This is a genomic window from Cytobacillus firmus (genome assembly GCF_023715565.1).
Taxonomy (GTDB): domain Bacteria; phylum Bacillota; class Bacilli; order Bacillales; family Cytobacillaceae; genus Cytobacillus; species Cytobacillus firmus_C.
Genome location: NZ_JAMBOJ010000040.1, coordinates 1 through 13,500 on the forward strand (window position 1 = coordinate 1; position 13,500 = coordinate 13,500).

General features: G+C 40.8%; 15 protein-coding genes. 11 read left to right on the plus strand and 4 right to left on the minus strand.

Features of this window, described 5'->3' with window-relative positions; translation table 11 throughout:
• Nucleotides 1-154 precede the first annotated feature (154 nt).
• Complete coding sequence (gene yhfH / locus M3205_RS16085) at nucleotides 155-289, minus strand: protein YhfH (RefSeq protein ID WP_095243839.1); 135 nt, start codon at nucleotides 287-289, stop codon at nucleotides 155-157.
• 187 nt (nucleotides 290-476) lie between these two features.
• On the opposite strand from yhfH, the gene M3205_RS16090 reads away from it, so the two are divergent.
• The 10 genes from M3205_RS16090 (at nucleotide 477) to M3205_RS16135 (ending at nucleotide 11,069) form a co-directional block, all read left to right on the plus strand.
• Nucleotides 477-1,211, plus strand: coding sequence for an MBL fold metallo-hydrolase (locus tag M3205_RS16090; RefSeq protein ID WP_251170853.1), 735 nt, complete (start codon nucleotides 477-479; stop codon nucleotides 1,209-1,211).
• 12 nt (nucleotides 1,212-1,223) lie between these two features.
• Nucleotides 1,224-2,213 (plus strand): lipoate--protein ligase, encoded by a 990-nt coding sequence (locus M3205_RS16095; RefSeq protein ID WP_251170854.1) that lies wholly within the window; start codon nucleotides 1,224-1,226, stop codon nucleotides 2,211-2,213.
• A 191-nt stretch (nucleotides 2,214-2,404) separates the two neighbouring features.
• On the plus strand, nucleotides 2,405-3,961 hold the full coding sequence (locus M3205_RS16100; RefSeq protein ID WP_251170855.1) for a fatty acid--CoA ligase family protein: 1,557 nt from the start codon (nucleotides 2,405-2,407) through the stop codon (nucleotides 3,959-3,961).
• 130 nt (nucleotides 3,962-4,091) lie between these two features.
• Nucleotides 4,092-4,868, plus strand: a complete 777-nt coding sequence (locus M3205_RS16105; RefSeq protein WP_251170856.1) for an enoyl-CoA hydratase-related protein — start codon at nucleotides 4,092-4,094, stop codon at nucleotides 4,866-4,868.
• Nucleotides 4,869-5,286: 418 nt separating this feature from the next.
• Nucleotides 5,287-6,297 (plus strand): ABC transporter substrate-binding protein, encoded by a 1,011-nt coding sequence (locus M3205_RS16110; RefSeq protein ID WP_251170857.1) that lies wholly within the window; start codon nucleotides 5,287-5,289, stop codon nucleotides 6,295-6,297.
• Nucleotides 6,298-6,351: 54 nt separating this feature from the next.
• Nucleotides 6,352-7,374 (plus strand): ABC transporter permease, encoded by a 1,023-nt coding sequence (locus M3205_RS16115; RefSeq protein ID WP_251170858.1) that lies wholly within the window; start codon nucleotides 6,352-6,354, stop codon nucleotides 7,372-7,374.
• Nucleotides 7,349-8,143, plus strand: a complete 795-nt coding sequence (locus tag M3205_RS16120) for an ABC transporter ATP-binding protein (RefSeq protein ID WP_251170859.1) — start codon at nucleotides 7,349-7,351, stop codon at nucleotides 8,141-8,143. The genes M3205_RS16115 and M3205_RS16120 overlap by 26 nt, the downstream gene beginning before the upstream one ends.
• Nucleotides 8,144-8,585: 442 nt before the next feature.
• Nucleotides 8,586-9,311 (plus strand): AzlC family ABC transporter permease, encoded by a 726-nt coding sequence (locus M3205_RS16125; RefSeq protein ID WP_251170860.1) that lies wholly within the window; start codon nucleotides 8,586-8,588, stop codon nucleotides 9,309-9,311.
• Nucleotides 9,308-9,613, plus strand: a complete 306-nt coding sequence (locus tag M3205_RS16130; protein WP_251170861.1) for an AzlD domain-containing protein — start codon at nucleotides 9,308-9,310, stop codon at nucleotides 9,611-9,613. Before M3205_RS16125 ends, M3205_RS16130 begins: the two co-directional genes overlap by 4 nt.
• 163 nt (nucleotides 9,614-9,776) lie before the next feature.
• Nucleotides 9,777-11,069: a M48 family metallopeptidase gene (locus tag M3205_RS16135; RefSeq protein ID WP_251170862.1), complete on the plus strand. Its 1,293-nt coding sequence runs from the start codon at nucleotides 9,777-9,779 to the stop codon at nucleotides 11,067-11,069.
• 43 nt (nucleotides 11,070-11,112) lie between these two features.
• Here the strand turns inward: M3205_RS16135 and M3205_RS16140 are convergent, their stop codons facing one another.
• Together M3205_RS16140 and M3205_RS16145 are read right to left on the minus strand one after the other, a co-directional pair.
• On the minus strand, nucleotides 11,113-11,757 hold the full coding sequence (locus tag M3205_RS16140) for a Type 1 glutamine amidotransferase-like domain-containing protein (protein ID WP_251170863.1): 645 nt from the start codon (nucleotides 11,755-11,757) through the stop codon (nucleotides 11,113-11,115).
• A gap of 63 nt (nucleotides 11,758-11,820) precedes the next feature.
• Nucleotides 11,821-12,057 carry an IDEAL domain-containing protein gene (locus tag M3205_RS16145; RefSeq protein WP_251170864.1) on the minus strand — a complete coding sequence of 79 codons (237 nt, stop codon included), beginning with the start codon at nucleotides 12,055-12,057 and terminating at the stop codon, nucleotides 11,821-11,823.
• 200 nt (nucleotides 12,058-12,257) lie between these two features.
• Here M3205_RS16145 and M3205_RS16150 point away from each other — a divergent pair, with 200 nt between their 5' ends.
• Nucleotides 12,258-12,812 carry a competence protein ComK gene (locus M3205_RS16150; protein WP_251170865.1) on the plus strand — a complete coding sequence of 185 codons (555 nt, stop codon included), beginning with the start codon at nucleotides 12,258-12,260 and terminating at the stop codon, nucleotides 12,810-12,812.
• 103 nt (nucleotides 12,813-12,915) lie between these two features.
• Here the strand turns inward: M3205_RS16150 and M3205_RS16155 are convergent, their stop codons facing one another.
• A complete protein-coding gene (locus M3205_RS16155) occupies nucleotides 12,916-13,305 on the minus strand; it encodes a hypothetical protein (protein WP_095243851.1) in 390 nt (129 codons plus the stop codon).
• Between the last annotated feature and the right edge of the window lie 195 nt (nucleotides 13,306-13,500).

Genomic DNA, 13,500 nt, shown 5'->3' on the forward strand with positions numbered 1-13,500 from the left:
GCTTCCGCTTTAATCTCCAAAGAATAACTTTGTAACCTTTGCCCTTTTTTGGCCATAAAAATCACCCCTTAAGTCAATGTTGCCCAACTGTGGGTTTTTCAACATCTACTATAAGGGGTGCAGTCTAAACAGGGCTGGCTTTAAATATATTATTCTATAAATCTGTCATTCCCATGCATTTTTCGCACTTGTTTCCGTAGCATTCATGCTGTTCGTCGATCGACTTCCCACATTCTGAACATTGCTTTGCCGGCAGGTTTCTGAAAAACTCCATAATGTTTTGAATCATACTGAAGCCTCCTAATATGTGTTTTTGTTCTAAATAGTTTGATTATTTAAGTTTATTGTATTATAACAGTATTTTTGTGTCAACATCTGTTTCAATACAATTTTAAAAAAGTGAAAAAATAGGCATAATCGAGTATATTGGACATAGGAAAACCAGGTTATCCAGTTATAGTAGGAGGGAATTTGTGATGAAGTTAACTGTAATCGGCAGTTGGGGCGGATATCCTAAAGCAGATGGGGCCAGTTCCGGGTATTTGCTTGAGCATGAAGGATTTCATTTGCTGGTCGACTGTGGAAGCGGCGTGCTTTCAAAAATGCAGAATTTTTTTCAGCCAGAAGACTTAGATGGGCTGATTATCTCGCATTATCATCCAGATCATATTGCGGATATAGGAGTGCTGCAGCATGCCAGGCTCATTCAGGGTTTCCTGGGTAAGAAAACAGCTGCACTCTCGATTTATGGACATTCTTTCGACCAGACTGAATTTGCCAAACTTACATATAAGGATATTACAAAAGGAGTTGCCTATGATCCTGAAGGCACTCTCACAGCAGGACCATTTCAAATCCGCTTTATGAAAACCAACCATCCTGTGCCATGTTATGCAATGAGAATTGAAGCAGACGGCAAAACACTGGTTTACACGGCAGATACTTCTTATAAAGAAGAGCTGGTGGCATTTAGCGAAAATGCTGATCTATTAGTTTGCGAGTGTAATTTTTATGGTCATCAGAACGGGAAAAGTGCAGGGCATATGACAAGCCTGGATGCTGGAACATTGGCAAGCAAAGCAAAGGTGAATAATCTGCTGCTGACACACTTGCCTCATTATGGTGAACTTCGAAAGCTGAAGGAGGAGGCAACGACTAAATATGCCGGCCCTATTTCTATAGCCGATTACCAATGGTCTCATATTTTTTAAGGAGGAAAACTGATGCTATTTATCGACAACCAGGGAATCACAGATCCCAGAATTAACCTTGCTATTGAGGAATATGCACTAAAAAATCTTGATATTGAAGAAACCTATTTGCTGTTTTATATTAATGAACCTTCCATTATTATCGGAAAAAACCAGAATACGGTGGAAGAGATTAACACGGAATACGTTGAGGATAATGGCATCCATGTTGTCAGAAGGCTATCTGGAGGTGGGGCCGTTTATCATGACTTAGGCAATCTCAACTTCAGTTTTATTACGAAAGATGATGGTGACAGCTTTCACAACTTCCAAAAGTTTACCGAACCGGTTACAGAAGCTTTGCAGAAGCTTGGTGTGAATGCAGAATTAAGCGGCCGGAATGATCTGATGGCAGAAGGCAGAAAAATATCTGGAAATGCCCAGTTTTCCACCAAAGGGAGAATGTTTAGCCATGGCACCCTCTTGTTTGATTCCGAAATTGAAAATGTCGTTTCAGCGCTTAAGGTAAAGAAAGATAAAATTGAATCAAAGGGCATTAAATCAATTCGAAGCCGGGTTGCTAATATCTCGGAGTTCCTGGGTGAAAAAATCACGATCGAAGAATTTCGCACTTTGCTTCTAAAAAATATTTTTGGAGATTTAGATGAAATTCCGGAGTACAAGCTTACGGATGAGGACTGGGAACGAATTCACCAGCTGTCCAGAGAGCGTTACCAAAACTGGGATTGGAATTATGGAAGATCACCTAAATTTGATCTTCAGCATTCTCACCGCTTCCCTGTTGGTCAAATTGACATCAGACTTAATGTCACAAAAGGAAAAATTGAGGGATGCAAAATATACGGAGACTTCTTTGGGGTTGGCGATGTTAGTGAAATAGAAAACAAGCTGACAGGAACTCGCTATGAAAAGTCAGAGATTGAAAAGGCTCTCGAAGGAGTGGAAATTAAGCATTATTTCGGAAATGTGACTAAAGAAGAATTCGTTAACCTGGTGTATTAATGAAAGAGAGCTGGCATAATGCCGGCTTTTCTTATTCTTATATGGTCTTGCGAGCCAGTCACTCAGAAAAAAAGAAATTGTGAAAGATTCGCCTTCCTACTTGAATACAAAAATTTCTTTCAATATAATATATTTAGAAAATTTATTTAATAAAAATGAATGACTATTCATTCATTGTAGGGGGAGTGTAAATGAATTTAACAGAGCAGCTGCATGAAACGGCGATTAAAATGGGCGATAAGACTGCCTATTATTTTATGGATCAGTCCAGTACGTACGCGGAGCTTGATGGTGCTGTAACTAAATTTGCGGATGGGCTTTCTAAGCTGGGAGTGAAAAAAGGAGATCATATTGCTCTTTTACTGGGGAATTCACCGCATTTCGTTATCGGCCTCCATGGAGCATTGCGGCTTGGAGCAACTGTTATACCGATCAACCCAATTTATACACCTGATGAAATCGGCTACATTGTAAATAATGGTGATGTAAAAGCGGTTGTCACGCTTGATCTATTAGTGCCTTTAATTGAGAAAATGCATTCGGCGCTTCCAAAGGTGGATAACTATATTATTTGTGAAACGCCCCAAGGACAAGCCTCAGAACAGAATCTGACTGTATTATCTGCTTTTCCAAAAATGAAATCGTTTACACAATTAATTGCTTCAGGTGAAATTGGATTTAAAGGCCCTAAACTCGAAGAAGATGAAACAGCAGTTATCCTATATACATCCGGTACAACAGGAAAGCCAAAAGGGGCCATGCTTACACATAAAAACCTCTACAGCAATGCAAAGGATGTAAGCGACTATTTACACATGAATGAGAATGACCGGGTTATTACGACTCTGCCTATGTTCCATGTGTTCTGTTTAACGGTAGCTCTCAATGCACCTCTGATGAATGGGGCTACCATTTTAATAGATCCAAAATTCAGCCCGAAAGAGATTTTCAGGCTAGCCAAAAAATATGAACCTACTGTTTTTGCTGGAGTTCCTACTATGTACAATTTCCTTCTTCAATATGAAGATGGCAATCCGGAAGATCTGAAATCATTAAGGCTGTGCATATCAGGTGGTGCTGCCATGCCGGTTGCGCTTCTCCATGGTTTTGAGAAGAAATTCAATGTAATTGTTTCGGAAGGATACGGTCTTTCAGAAGCTTCTCCGGTTACCTGCTTCAATCCGCTTGATAAACCGCGTAAAGCAGGATCGATCGGACAATCCATTATGAACGTTGAGAATAAAGTCGTAAATGAATTGGGCGAGGAAGTTTCTGTTGGTGAAGTTGGTGAATTGATCGTACGCGGGCCAAACGTAATGAAGGGGTACTACAAGCTGCCGGAAGAAACCGCCGCCACAATCCGTGATGGCTGGCTTTATACAGGGGACCTTGCAAAAAGGGATGAGGAAGGCTATTTCTATATCGTTGACCGTAAAAAGGATCTTATTTTAGTCGGCGGCTATAATGTATATCCGCGGGAAGTAGAAGAGGTGCTTTATAATCACGGGCAGATTGTAGAAGCTGCTGTATTGGGCGTGCCTGACCCGAATCTGGGTGAAGCGGTAAAGTGTTATGTAGTAACAAATAACCCTCAGCTGACAGAAGAAATGCTACTTGCATACTGTGCAGAGCATCTGGCTAGATATAAAGTGCCTTCATCGATCGAATTTTTAGAGGAGCTTCCAAAGAATACAACTGGCAAAATCTTACGAAGGGCATTAAAGAATCAGGTTCTTCAGGCTAAATAGGTTTTTAAGGGCAGGCATGGCATTTGTCTGTCCTTTTCTATTCTTAATCTGAATTGCTAAATCTGAAAGGGTTTTCGCGAAAATTATCGAATTAAATTATTAGATAGCAAAAGAAAGAGGAGAGATACATATGAGTTCTATTGCAGTTGAAAAAAAAGGCCATATTGCGGTAGTGACGATTAACCGCCCTGATGCAATGAATGCTTTTAATTATGAAACTTTGTCGGAGCTCCAGGAATCAGTTGAAAAACTGCGCACCAGTCCTGATGTCCGTGTTGTTATTTTTACAGGGGCTGGAGAAAAAGCTTTCAGCGTTGGAGCGGATCTTAAAGAGCGCAGGACACTTTCTGACGTGGAAGTACGCAGAAATGTATATAAAATAGGTGAGGTATTCTCCCTGATTGATCAGCTTCCGCAGCCTACTATTGCTGCTATAAACGGTTTTGCGTTCGGTGGAGGGATGGAATTAGCACTATCCTGCGACTTCCGCATTGCAGTTTCAGGCACTTCCATGGGACTCACAGAAACAAGCTTAGCCATCATACCTGGTGCAGGCGGCACACAGAGGCTGCCAAGACTAATTGGCCAGGCTAAAGCCCTTGAATTAATTTTGACTGCAAAAAGGCTAACTTCTGAAGAAGCGCTTGCTTACGGCATCCTTACTAAAGTAGCTGAAAAGGATAATCTCTTAAATGATTGTTTTGAATTTGCCGGACAAATGCTTAACAATGGACCACTTGCCCTTCAACAGGCTAAATTTGCTGTAAAGCATGGCATGGGCGTTGATTTGCAGACTGGGCTTCAGATTGAAAGAAAGGCATACGAAGTTATTATCCCAACGGAAGATAGAGTTGAAGCACTTTCAGCTTTTGCCGAAAAAAGAAAACCTGAGTTTAAGGGGAAATAAAATAAGGCTATTTCCGCAAAATCTGTTGCTATTTACTGAGTTGATTGTAGTGGAAATTGAGAGATCCTTGAAAATGCATGCGAATATTTTCTTCACGCAGTGTTAACTCAAGATAGGAGATTCAAAATCCTACGGCAGTAGCGGGACAGGTGAGATCTCACAGGCGAGCAGTGTCAAGCAGGCTCTCCGCCCGCCTCGTGATTCGCTCTAGCAACCTCTCGCTGAATCAACGGACAATATGTAAAATGAAACACCGCAGCATTTTTGTCGGTGTTTTTTTTAATATAATAATTTTTTGAAAATTATTAAAAAATCTCTTGAATCGCACGGGTATTGACTATATAATTTAGTGAACAAAAGCATAAAAGCATAAAAGTGATAAAGTAAAAGGATAGAGATAAAAGGGGGATCAACCAGTATGTTAGAGAGAGTAAAAACATTTAAAGCTATAGCTGCCGCAGGTCTTATAGGAACTTTACTGCTGAGTGGCTGCGGAAGTGAAAGTACAAATGGGGAAGACGGCTCTGCGGGTAAAGAAAAGGGAGAGTCAATTAATATAGGAGTTACTCAGATTGTCGAGCATCCTTCGTTAGATGCGGCACTGGAAGGTTTTAAAAAGGCAATAGAGGATTCAGGCATTGAAGCAAGCTATGATGTCCAGATTGCGCAGGGGGACCAGAATAATAATCAATCCATTGCCAATAATTTTGCCGGAGATGGAGTAGACCTGATCTTTGCCAACTCTACCCCAAGTGCATTAAGTGCCCTCAATGCAACGAAGGATATACCGATTGTATTTACTTCAGTAACTGATCCAGTGGGAGCACAATTAGTAAAATCAATGGAATCTCCAGAAGGAAATATAACTGGAACAACAGATACGCATCCTGATGCGATACCCAACATGGTTAAATTTATAGATGAACAGTTTGAGGCTGAAACGGTGGGTGTTATTTACAATTCCGGAGAACAAAATTCAGAGGTTCAAATTGAAAAGGTGAAGGAAGCACTGTCAGGTACAGATATGAAATTGGCCGAAGCTACCGTATCCAATTCTTCTGAAGTGAAACAGGCTGCTGAATCACTTGTCGGAAAAGCAGATGCCATCTATATTATTACGGATAATACTGTCGTTTCCGCTTTAGAATCTGTCATTCAGGTTTCAAATGACAATGATATCCCGCTTTTCGTAGGAGAGCTGGATTCTGTTAAACGCGGGGGCTTTGCTGCTTACGGATTTGACTATGAAGATATTGGATATGAAGCCGGGGAAATGGCGGCGAAAATCCTAAAAGAAGGCAAGAAGCCATCCGAACTGCCTGTCCAATATCCGCAGAATCTAAAGCTGGTAATCAATAAAAAGGCTGCAGGAGAAATGGGCATTGACTTTAAAGAGGAATGGAACGGGCTTGCTGAGTTTGTGGAGTAATGTAAGCAAATAACCACCAACGCTTGCGCTTTTCTAATAGAAAGGGAGATTACTATGCCAACAGCTATCTTTGGTTCCATTGAGGCAGGAGCAATTTATGCCTTAATGGCATTGGGGGTTTACCTCTCATTCAGAATATTGGATTTCCCCGATCTGACGGTGGATGGAAGCTTTGTAACGGGCGCATCTGTAGCAGCTGTCATGATAGTAGGAGGATACAATCCTTTTTTGGCAACAATGACAGCGTTACTTGCGGGTTTTGCAGCAGGGTGTCTTACAGGCCTTCTTCATACAAAAGGAAAAATTAATGCCCTCTTGTCCGGAATATTAATGATGATCGCGTTGTACTCTATCAATCTCCGGATTATGGGCAAGTCAAATGTTCCTCTGCTGTCTGAGGAAACGTCCATCACAAAACTTACAGCATTCTGGCAGGGGCTTGGGGTTGATCAGGCTATCGAAAGCCTGTTTGGGGCACTGGGAATGAGTTTTGTTCCTAAAACCTGGGGAATTCTATTGCTTATGCTGGTTTTGGCATTTGCTGTTAAGGTACTGATTGATCTGTTTTTAAAGACAGATATTGGATTGGCTATACGGGCGACTGGAGACAATGAAACGATGATCCGCAGCTTTTCTGCTGACACAGACCTCCTGAAGATAGCCGGCTTGGGTATTTCAAACGCACTGGTGGCATTTTCAGGAGCCTTAGTGGCACAGTATAACGGATTCAGTGATGTCGGAATGGGAATCGGGATGATCATCATCGGGCTTGCATCAGTAATCATCGGAGAAGCAATTTTCGGTGCAAAAACAATTGTCAGAGCTACACTGGCTGTTATCGGAGGAGCCATTCTATATCGGGTTATCGTAACTCTTGCATTGAGAGTGGAATTCCTTGAAACAGGAGATATGAAGCTGATTACAGCAGTAATCGTGATTGGTGCGCTGATTCTGCCCAAGCTTTTTCAGCAGCAGAAGGAGAAGCAGAGAAAGCGCAGAAGATTGGCAGAAGCGAAAAAAATGAATGCATATGGGAAAAGTGGTGAACAATTTGCTGCAATTAAATCAGATTCATAAAGTATTTAATGAAGGGACACCAGATGAAAAAACAGCTCTACACGAAATCGATCTTCACCTGAAACCAGGGGATTTCATGACGGTTATCGGCAGTAATGGAGCGGGAAAATCCACTCTTATGAATATGATCTCAGGCAAATTGGTTCCTGATATGGGAGAAGTGCTGGTTGATGGAAAGGATGTCACTCTCGTAAAGGAACATAAAAGATCCAGGTTGATTGGACGTGTTTTCCAGGATCCGATGGCCGGAACAGCCCCTGCCATGACGATAGAGGAAAATCTGGCCATTGCTTATGCAAGAACTGCGGCGCGCGGATTTCGCAAAGGGGTTTCCAGGAAACGGCGTGATTTTTTCCAGAGTCATCTGGAAATGCTTCATCTTGGATTGGAAAATAGACTTTCAGCAAAAGTTGGATTGCTGTCAGGTGGAGAACGGCAGGCGCTCTCCCTTTTGATGGCGACATTCACAGAGCCTAAAATACTACTTTTGGACGAACATACTGCTGCCTTGGACCCGGCTCGTGCAGAATTAATTACCAGCCTCACGAAAGAGATTGTGGAAAAATATAAACTTACCACATTAATGGTAACCCACAATATGCAGCAGGCTCTTGACCTGGGAAATAGGCTGATCATGATGGATAAAGGCCAGATTATTTTTGAAACAAATGAGGAAGAGAAGAAGGATTTGACAGTGGAAAAACTGCTGGAGGAATTCCAGAAAATCCGCGGAGAGAAAATGAACAGCGACAAGGCGATTCTTATTTAGAAGTGTGGACCGGACAAGGTTTTTGCCTTGTTCGGATTTTTTGTTCAAGCGGCATTAAATCCAAAGGCTCTTTTCGTATAAATTGTTGTTTTTCGCTTATCAATGTTGTCCGTTGATTGCAGTGAGAGGATGCTCAGCAAACCACGGGGCGGCCGGTGAGCCTCCTCGACGCTACGCGTCTGTGGGGTCTCACCTGTCCCGCTACTCCCGTAGGACGTTGAATAGGCTACCTTGAGTAAACACCGCACGAAGAAAATGCGAATGCATTTTCGAGGATCTCGCACCCTCCACTACAATCAACTCAGTAAATATAATATAAATAGCAACAAACTTTGCGAAAACAGCCAATCCAAAAGAATACGATAACATATTCTTCTAATTTTAATTCTAGTATAGTATAATTTTTAGAACCTTTTATTATATTTTTTAGGCGGTGAGCATCATGGCAGAACTTGCAGTCGGCAAGCCTTCCGGTGAAGTTAGAAAAGGGGTACAGGCGGGAATCAGTATCGCGATAGGATATGCACCCATTGCTTTAACATTTGGGCTGCTTGCCAAAACTACCGGCCTTACAATTGGGGAAACAGTTTTAATGAGTTTACTGGTATTTGCCGGGGCAGCACAGTACATATCCCTGAGCCTGCTTACACTTGGGACAGGCATATTTGAAATTGTCCTAACAACTTTTATAGTGAATATAAGGCACTTTTTGATGTCTACCTCTCTTAATGAAAAGTGGGAAGATGAACAGGCAGCCAACAAGGTGATTTTAGCATTTGGGATTACAGATGAAACCTTTTCAGTTGCCGCTGTGCGGGAAGAAAAGGTAACAAGCGGGTATATGCTAGGGCTCATATCAGTTTCCTATGCAAGCTGGGTCATTTGTTCGGGGATTGGGCATCTTATTGGGGCGAACCTTCCACAGACCTTGCAGGAAAGCATGTCTGTTGCTCTTTATGCCATGTTTGTTGGCCTTCTTGTTCCGTCTATGAAAAAGAGTTTAAAAGTTGTTTTTCTTGCCGCACTTGCAGCGTGTTTTAACACGATTTTCACTTTGACTAATACGCTATCGACAGGCTGGGCAATTGTAGTGGCCACGCTTTTATCGGCTGTAATTGTGGAATGGATTGAAAGTGTAAAAAGCAGGAGCAGGGGGACAGGAGCATGAGTAGCCATATTGTGTGGATGATTGTTGGAATGACAGCAGTTACTTATATCCCAAGGCTGCTGCCTTTTGTGCTTTTTAAAGGGAAGGAGCTTCCCGGCTTTGTTCAGGGGATATTAAAGAATGTGCCTTATGCGACATTGGGGGCACTCATTTTTCCGGGTATTCTATTTATAAATGAAGATATTTGGTTTGGTCTGCTCGGTGCAGCTGCTGCTTTTCTGGCAGCCTTTTTAGGAGCAAATGTAATTGTCGTTGTGCTGGGATCGATCGCTGTGTTATCTGTATATTCTTTTTTGTTTTAGAAAAGATAATGATGGATGTTCTTTAGCCGGTTCCTTCTTGAACCGGCTTTTTCAATAGAATTTCTGGAATAGAAAGAAACGATTGTCCCATCAAATGAGTTCTATTTACAGATTTTTATACTAAACTAAATATAGAAAGGTTGTACCATAGGAGGGGAATTGGATGGCGCGGAAATTAGGTTTTTATGGGGCCCTGGCCTTTTTCGTATACGGTTTATTTTTTTATTGGTATTTATTCTATTTTGCTGACACCAGTCTGCCCTTTGAGTATGAAGGGTCACGGGCAGATCCGGCAACTTTCCTGAACGGCAGGGAACTGATGCTCAGTGAGGAATATTCTAAAATAAGAAACCTGATGTTTTTTATTTCTACACCTTTTGAATGGATATTTTATTTATTTATTCTTTTATTTGGCTTATCAAAGGCTTTCAAAAAGTGGGCGGAACAGACTGCGCCATATAAATTCCTGCAAACGGCAATCTATTTGATTTGGCTTTCTTTTTTCGCCTTTATTGCCACGATGCCATTAAGCTATATCAGCTTTTCGCTTTCAAAAACGTATAATATCTCCACTCAGAGCTTCAGTGGATGGATGAAGGATGAACTCATTGATTTTTGGGTTAATTATGGAATGATGCTTCTTATCGTGTCTGTTCTTTACTGGCTTATTAATAAGAGCAGGAAAAGATGGTGGCTTTACGCATGGCTATTATCAGTTCCATTTACCTTATTTATGATGTTTCTGCAGCCGGTTGTCATTGACCCTTTATATAATGATTTTTATCCTTTAAAAAATAAGGAACTTGAAACGAAAATTCTTGATTTGGCCAATCAGGCTAAAATACCGGCTGAACATGTCTTTGAGGTCGATATGGCCGAGAAAACGAATGCGTTGAATGCATATGTAACAGGGATCGGCTCAAATTCAAGAATTGTTCTTTGGGACACAACTCTGAATAAATTAACTGAAGATCAAATTCTGTTTATAATGGCACATGAAATGGCCCACTACGTGGAGAAGCATATTTACATCGGAATTGGAGGATACTTGCTGCTTTCTCTGCTGGGGCTGTATTTGACAGCTAAGCTAATGGAAAAAGCAGTAGATAAATGGGGAAGGGCGCTAAAAATTCCTGCAGTAAATGATATACGTTCCCTCCCGCTGTTTTTGATGATCCTTTCCATGCTGCTCTTTATTTCAAGTCCTCTTTCCAATCTTGTTTCACGGTATCAGGAAACAAGGGCAGACCGCTATGCCATTGAAATGACAAAGGATTCAAAAGCCGCAATAGAAACATTTCAGGAGCTGACCCGGGCTGGTTTAAGCCAGGTAAATCCGCCGCTTCTTGTGAAGGTATTCCGGTATGGGCATCCAACGATGCTTGAGCGGATTTCCATGCTGGAAGAATTTGAAATGGAACAGAGGCAAAAAGAACGGAAACAGACAGATGAATGATGCTTCAACATAACTAAAAAAGCATGCCAATCGGCTTGCTTTTTTAAGTTGCATTTTTATAAACATGTATGTCTCCTTCATCGTCAGCCTGAATTTCATTGTGAAAATAGACACCGGCATCATCGTCAATTCCAAAACCAGTCGCTGCATTGATTTTTCCTGCCGCTGCCTTTAGATTTTCCCGTTCATTCCACTTGGTAAAATGGATACTGATGGCGCAATCTCTGATTAATCCGAGTCCTTTCAAAAAAAGGTGCTGTCTTTTAGGGGTATCAATAGGGGGAATGATGCAATGTTCCGGGATGATCAGGGCGCCTGCTGAAAAACCTGCTACAGGAATACCATTCATGTACATCTTTCTAATGCATTCTCCGGTTTTATTATCCACAATGCATTTCCTGTAAGTTTCTGTGTCACCGCCTCCAATAATGATGCCTGAACAGGACTTTAATTCTTGAAGATAAGACTCTGCTGGTTCAAGGGAAAGCGGCAGATAGCAGAAATTCCTGGCTCCATTAGGAATCAAAGCAGAAGTATACTTATTCATATACATCTCCCAGCCATCCCTTTTCAAAAAGAGTATAGCTATTTTGCCATCCGAGCCGCAGGAGAACTCTGTAAACATTCTTCCTAACCTTTTCCCGAATGGAGGACTTCCGCCCATTAAAAATAAATGCCTGTTGTTCATTATTCCCAACCTTCCTGACTAAAAATAAAATACCCCGCTGGTTGGCGGGGCGCAAACTGCTTTTTAAGTGCCAAAACGTTTGGCAAGTTCTTTGTATTGCTTCGAAAAATGCATAAATGCCGGTTTATTTCCTTCATCAATCGCCGCGTCTACTTTTTTCATCAGCTTTTCTTTTTCATTAATGAGCAGAATCTCTGAAATAAGCATTTCAAGGTAAAGATCCAGTACAAAAGATTCCTTAAGGTTTTTCCGCTTGGATCCACTCGTTTTCTTTAAGTCGGTGTATGATCTTTCCTTCATGGAAATCACCCCTGAGCTTTTTAATATTATATGGAATTACCTTTGAATATTCAACTAAATTGTTTAAATTTTTAGAAAATATTTTCAGGATGCCGAAAATGTGAACAATTTAAAAACTATTTAATGAATTAGTAATTTTTAGACAAATTGGTGTTAATATGGAAAAAGCGAGAACGAAAAAGAAAAGGAGATGAAAACGTATGACCCAAAATATTCAAATAATTGAAGAATATGAAATCAATCCAAATACGATGATTATTAAACCTCTCTCTTATGGGATAAAAGTTTATTCGCAAATATGGGAGCTTGATGATGAAGTAACTTCTCCCTTTAAGCCGATTGAAATCATTAAAAGCAGCTGCAAATATTTTGGTTCAAGCTATGAAGGAAGAAAAGAGGGTACACGCCAATTAACCGGCTTCACCCATAAAGCTCCGATAACGATTGACCCCACGAATTTCATTTATTTTTTCCCGACAGCTTCTCCAAGCAACCCGGAATGTATGTGGATTGCATTGAATCACATCAATTACTTCAAGCGGGCGGAGAATGCACAAACCCAAGTAGTGTTTAATAACAAGCAAAGCTTTATAATTCCAGCCTCGTATACAACCCTTAATAACCAGATGCTCAGAACAGCACTGCTGAAAACGACATTGACAAAAAGGATAGAAGATTCAGAGAGAAAGTCACATTACAATGCGAATGGTTTCAAAATAATGAATGCTTCGGAGAGAAAAGGAGCCTACCAATAGAGAAGGGCTGGAATTGAAGGACAACCAAGAAGCATGCGGAGTTTCATGCTTCTATTTTCCGTGTATATTGCCTTATTAGCTGCAGGCTTTCTTATTGCAAATTTTAATTGGCTTTCCGGCTTTTCCCTGGTCCAGGCAAAGGTTTTTTAATAAGGTAATAGGTCATTAGCTCCTGAACTTTATTGCGGATTCGGGGATTAAAGTAATTATGGTGTTCCTCATATCCCTTATACAGAAACATAAACATAGTAAATGCCTCATCCCTCTTTACTTCCTGTACCTTTAACTGGTTTTTATTCATATAGCGTTTTACCTCAGAGAGTTCACTTTGAATGACCTTCATCGTTTCTTCAACCAAATCAAGATATGGCTGTTTTAGTTTAAACGGGCTTTTATTAATGACAATAGAGTCACGATTTAAAACCGTCAGCACCATTGGCAGATAAATAGCCTGTTCCATAATATTACGGTCTTCTTCAGGAATTCTGGTCATATTGTTCTGCTCCCCTTAAATAATAGTATCCTGCTTTGTTAAAGAACGTATGTTCTTATTTAATTTTACAAAGGAATGTTTTATCTTGCAAGAGCCTATATTTGTCGAAATACTGTTATACTTCATCATTTCCAATAATGAAAAAAAGTTTCAGCCAAAAGCTAATTGGGAAGGGTTTTTATTTCTGATGTCGAA

What these genes read in the sequence shown, in the direction of transcription:
- yhfH (WP_095243839.1), bottom strand. Translation starts at nt 289, where the DNA reads ATGATTCAAAACATTATGGAGTTTTTCAGAAACCTGCCGGCAAAGCAA.
- M3205_RS16090 (WP_251170853.1), top strand. Translation starts at nt 477, where the DNA reads ATGAAGTTAACTGTAATCGGCAGTTGGGGCGGATATCCTAAAGCAGAT.
- M3205_RS16095 (WP_251170854.1), top strand. Translation starts at nt 1,224, where the DNA reads ATGCTATTTATCGACAACCAGGGAATCACAGATCCCAGAATTAACCTT.
- M3205_RS16100 (WP_251170855.1), top strand. Translation starts at nt 2,405, where the DNA reads ATGAATTTAACAGAGCAGCTGCATGAAACGGCGATTAAAATGGGCGAT.
- M3205_RS16105 (WP_251170856.1), top strand. Translation starts at nt 4,092, where the DNA reads ATGAGTTCTATTGCAGTTGAAAAAAAAGGCCATATTGCGGTAGTGACG.
- M3205_RS16110 (WP_251170857.1), top strand. Translation starts at nt 5,287, where the DNA reads ATGTTAGAGAGAGTAAAAACATTTAAAGCTATAGCTGCCGCAGGTCTT.
- M3205_RS16115 (WP_251170858.1), top strand. Translation starts at nt 6,352, where the DNA reads ATGCCAACAGCTATCTTTGGTTCCATTGAGGCAGGAGCAATTTATGCC.
- M3205_RS16125 (WP_251170860.1), top strand. Translation starts at nt 8,586, where the DNA reads ATGGCAGAACTTGCAGTCGGCAAGCCTTCCGGTGAAGTTAGAAAAGGG.
- M3205_RS16130 (WP_251170861.1), top strand. Translation starts at nt 9,308, where the DNA reads ATGAGTAGCCATATTGTGTGGATGATTGTTGGAATGACAGCAGTTACT.
- M3205_RS16135 (WP_251170862.1), top strand. Translation starts at nt 9,777, where the DNA reads ATGGCGCGGAAATTAGGTTTTTATGGGGCCCTGGCCTTTTTCGTATAC.
- M3205_RS16140 (WP_251170863.1), bottom strand. Translation starts at nt 11,757, where the DNA reads ATGAACAACAGGCATTTATTTTTAATGGGCGGAAGTCCTCCATTCGGG.
- M3205_RS16145 (WP_251170864.1), bottom strand. Translation starts at nt 12,057, where the DNA reads ATGAAGGAAAGATCATACACCGACTTAAAGAAAACGAGTGGATCCAAG.
- M3205_RS16150 (WP_251170865.1), top strand. Translation starts at nt 12,258, where the DNA reads ATGACCCAAAATATTCAAATAATTGAAGAATATGAAATCAATCCAAAT.
- M3205_RS16155 (WP_095243851.1), bottom strand. Translation starts at nt 13,305, where the DNA reads ATGACCAGAATTCCTGAAGAAGACCGTAATATTATGGAACAGGCTATT.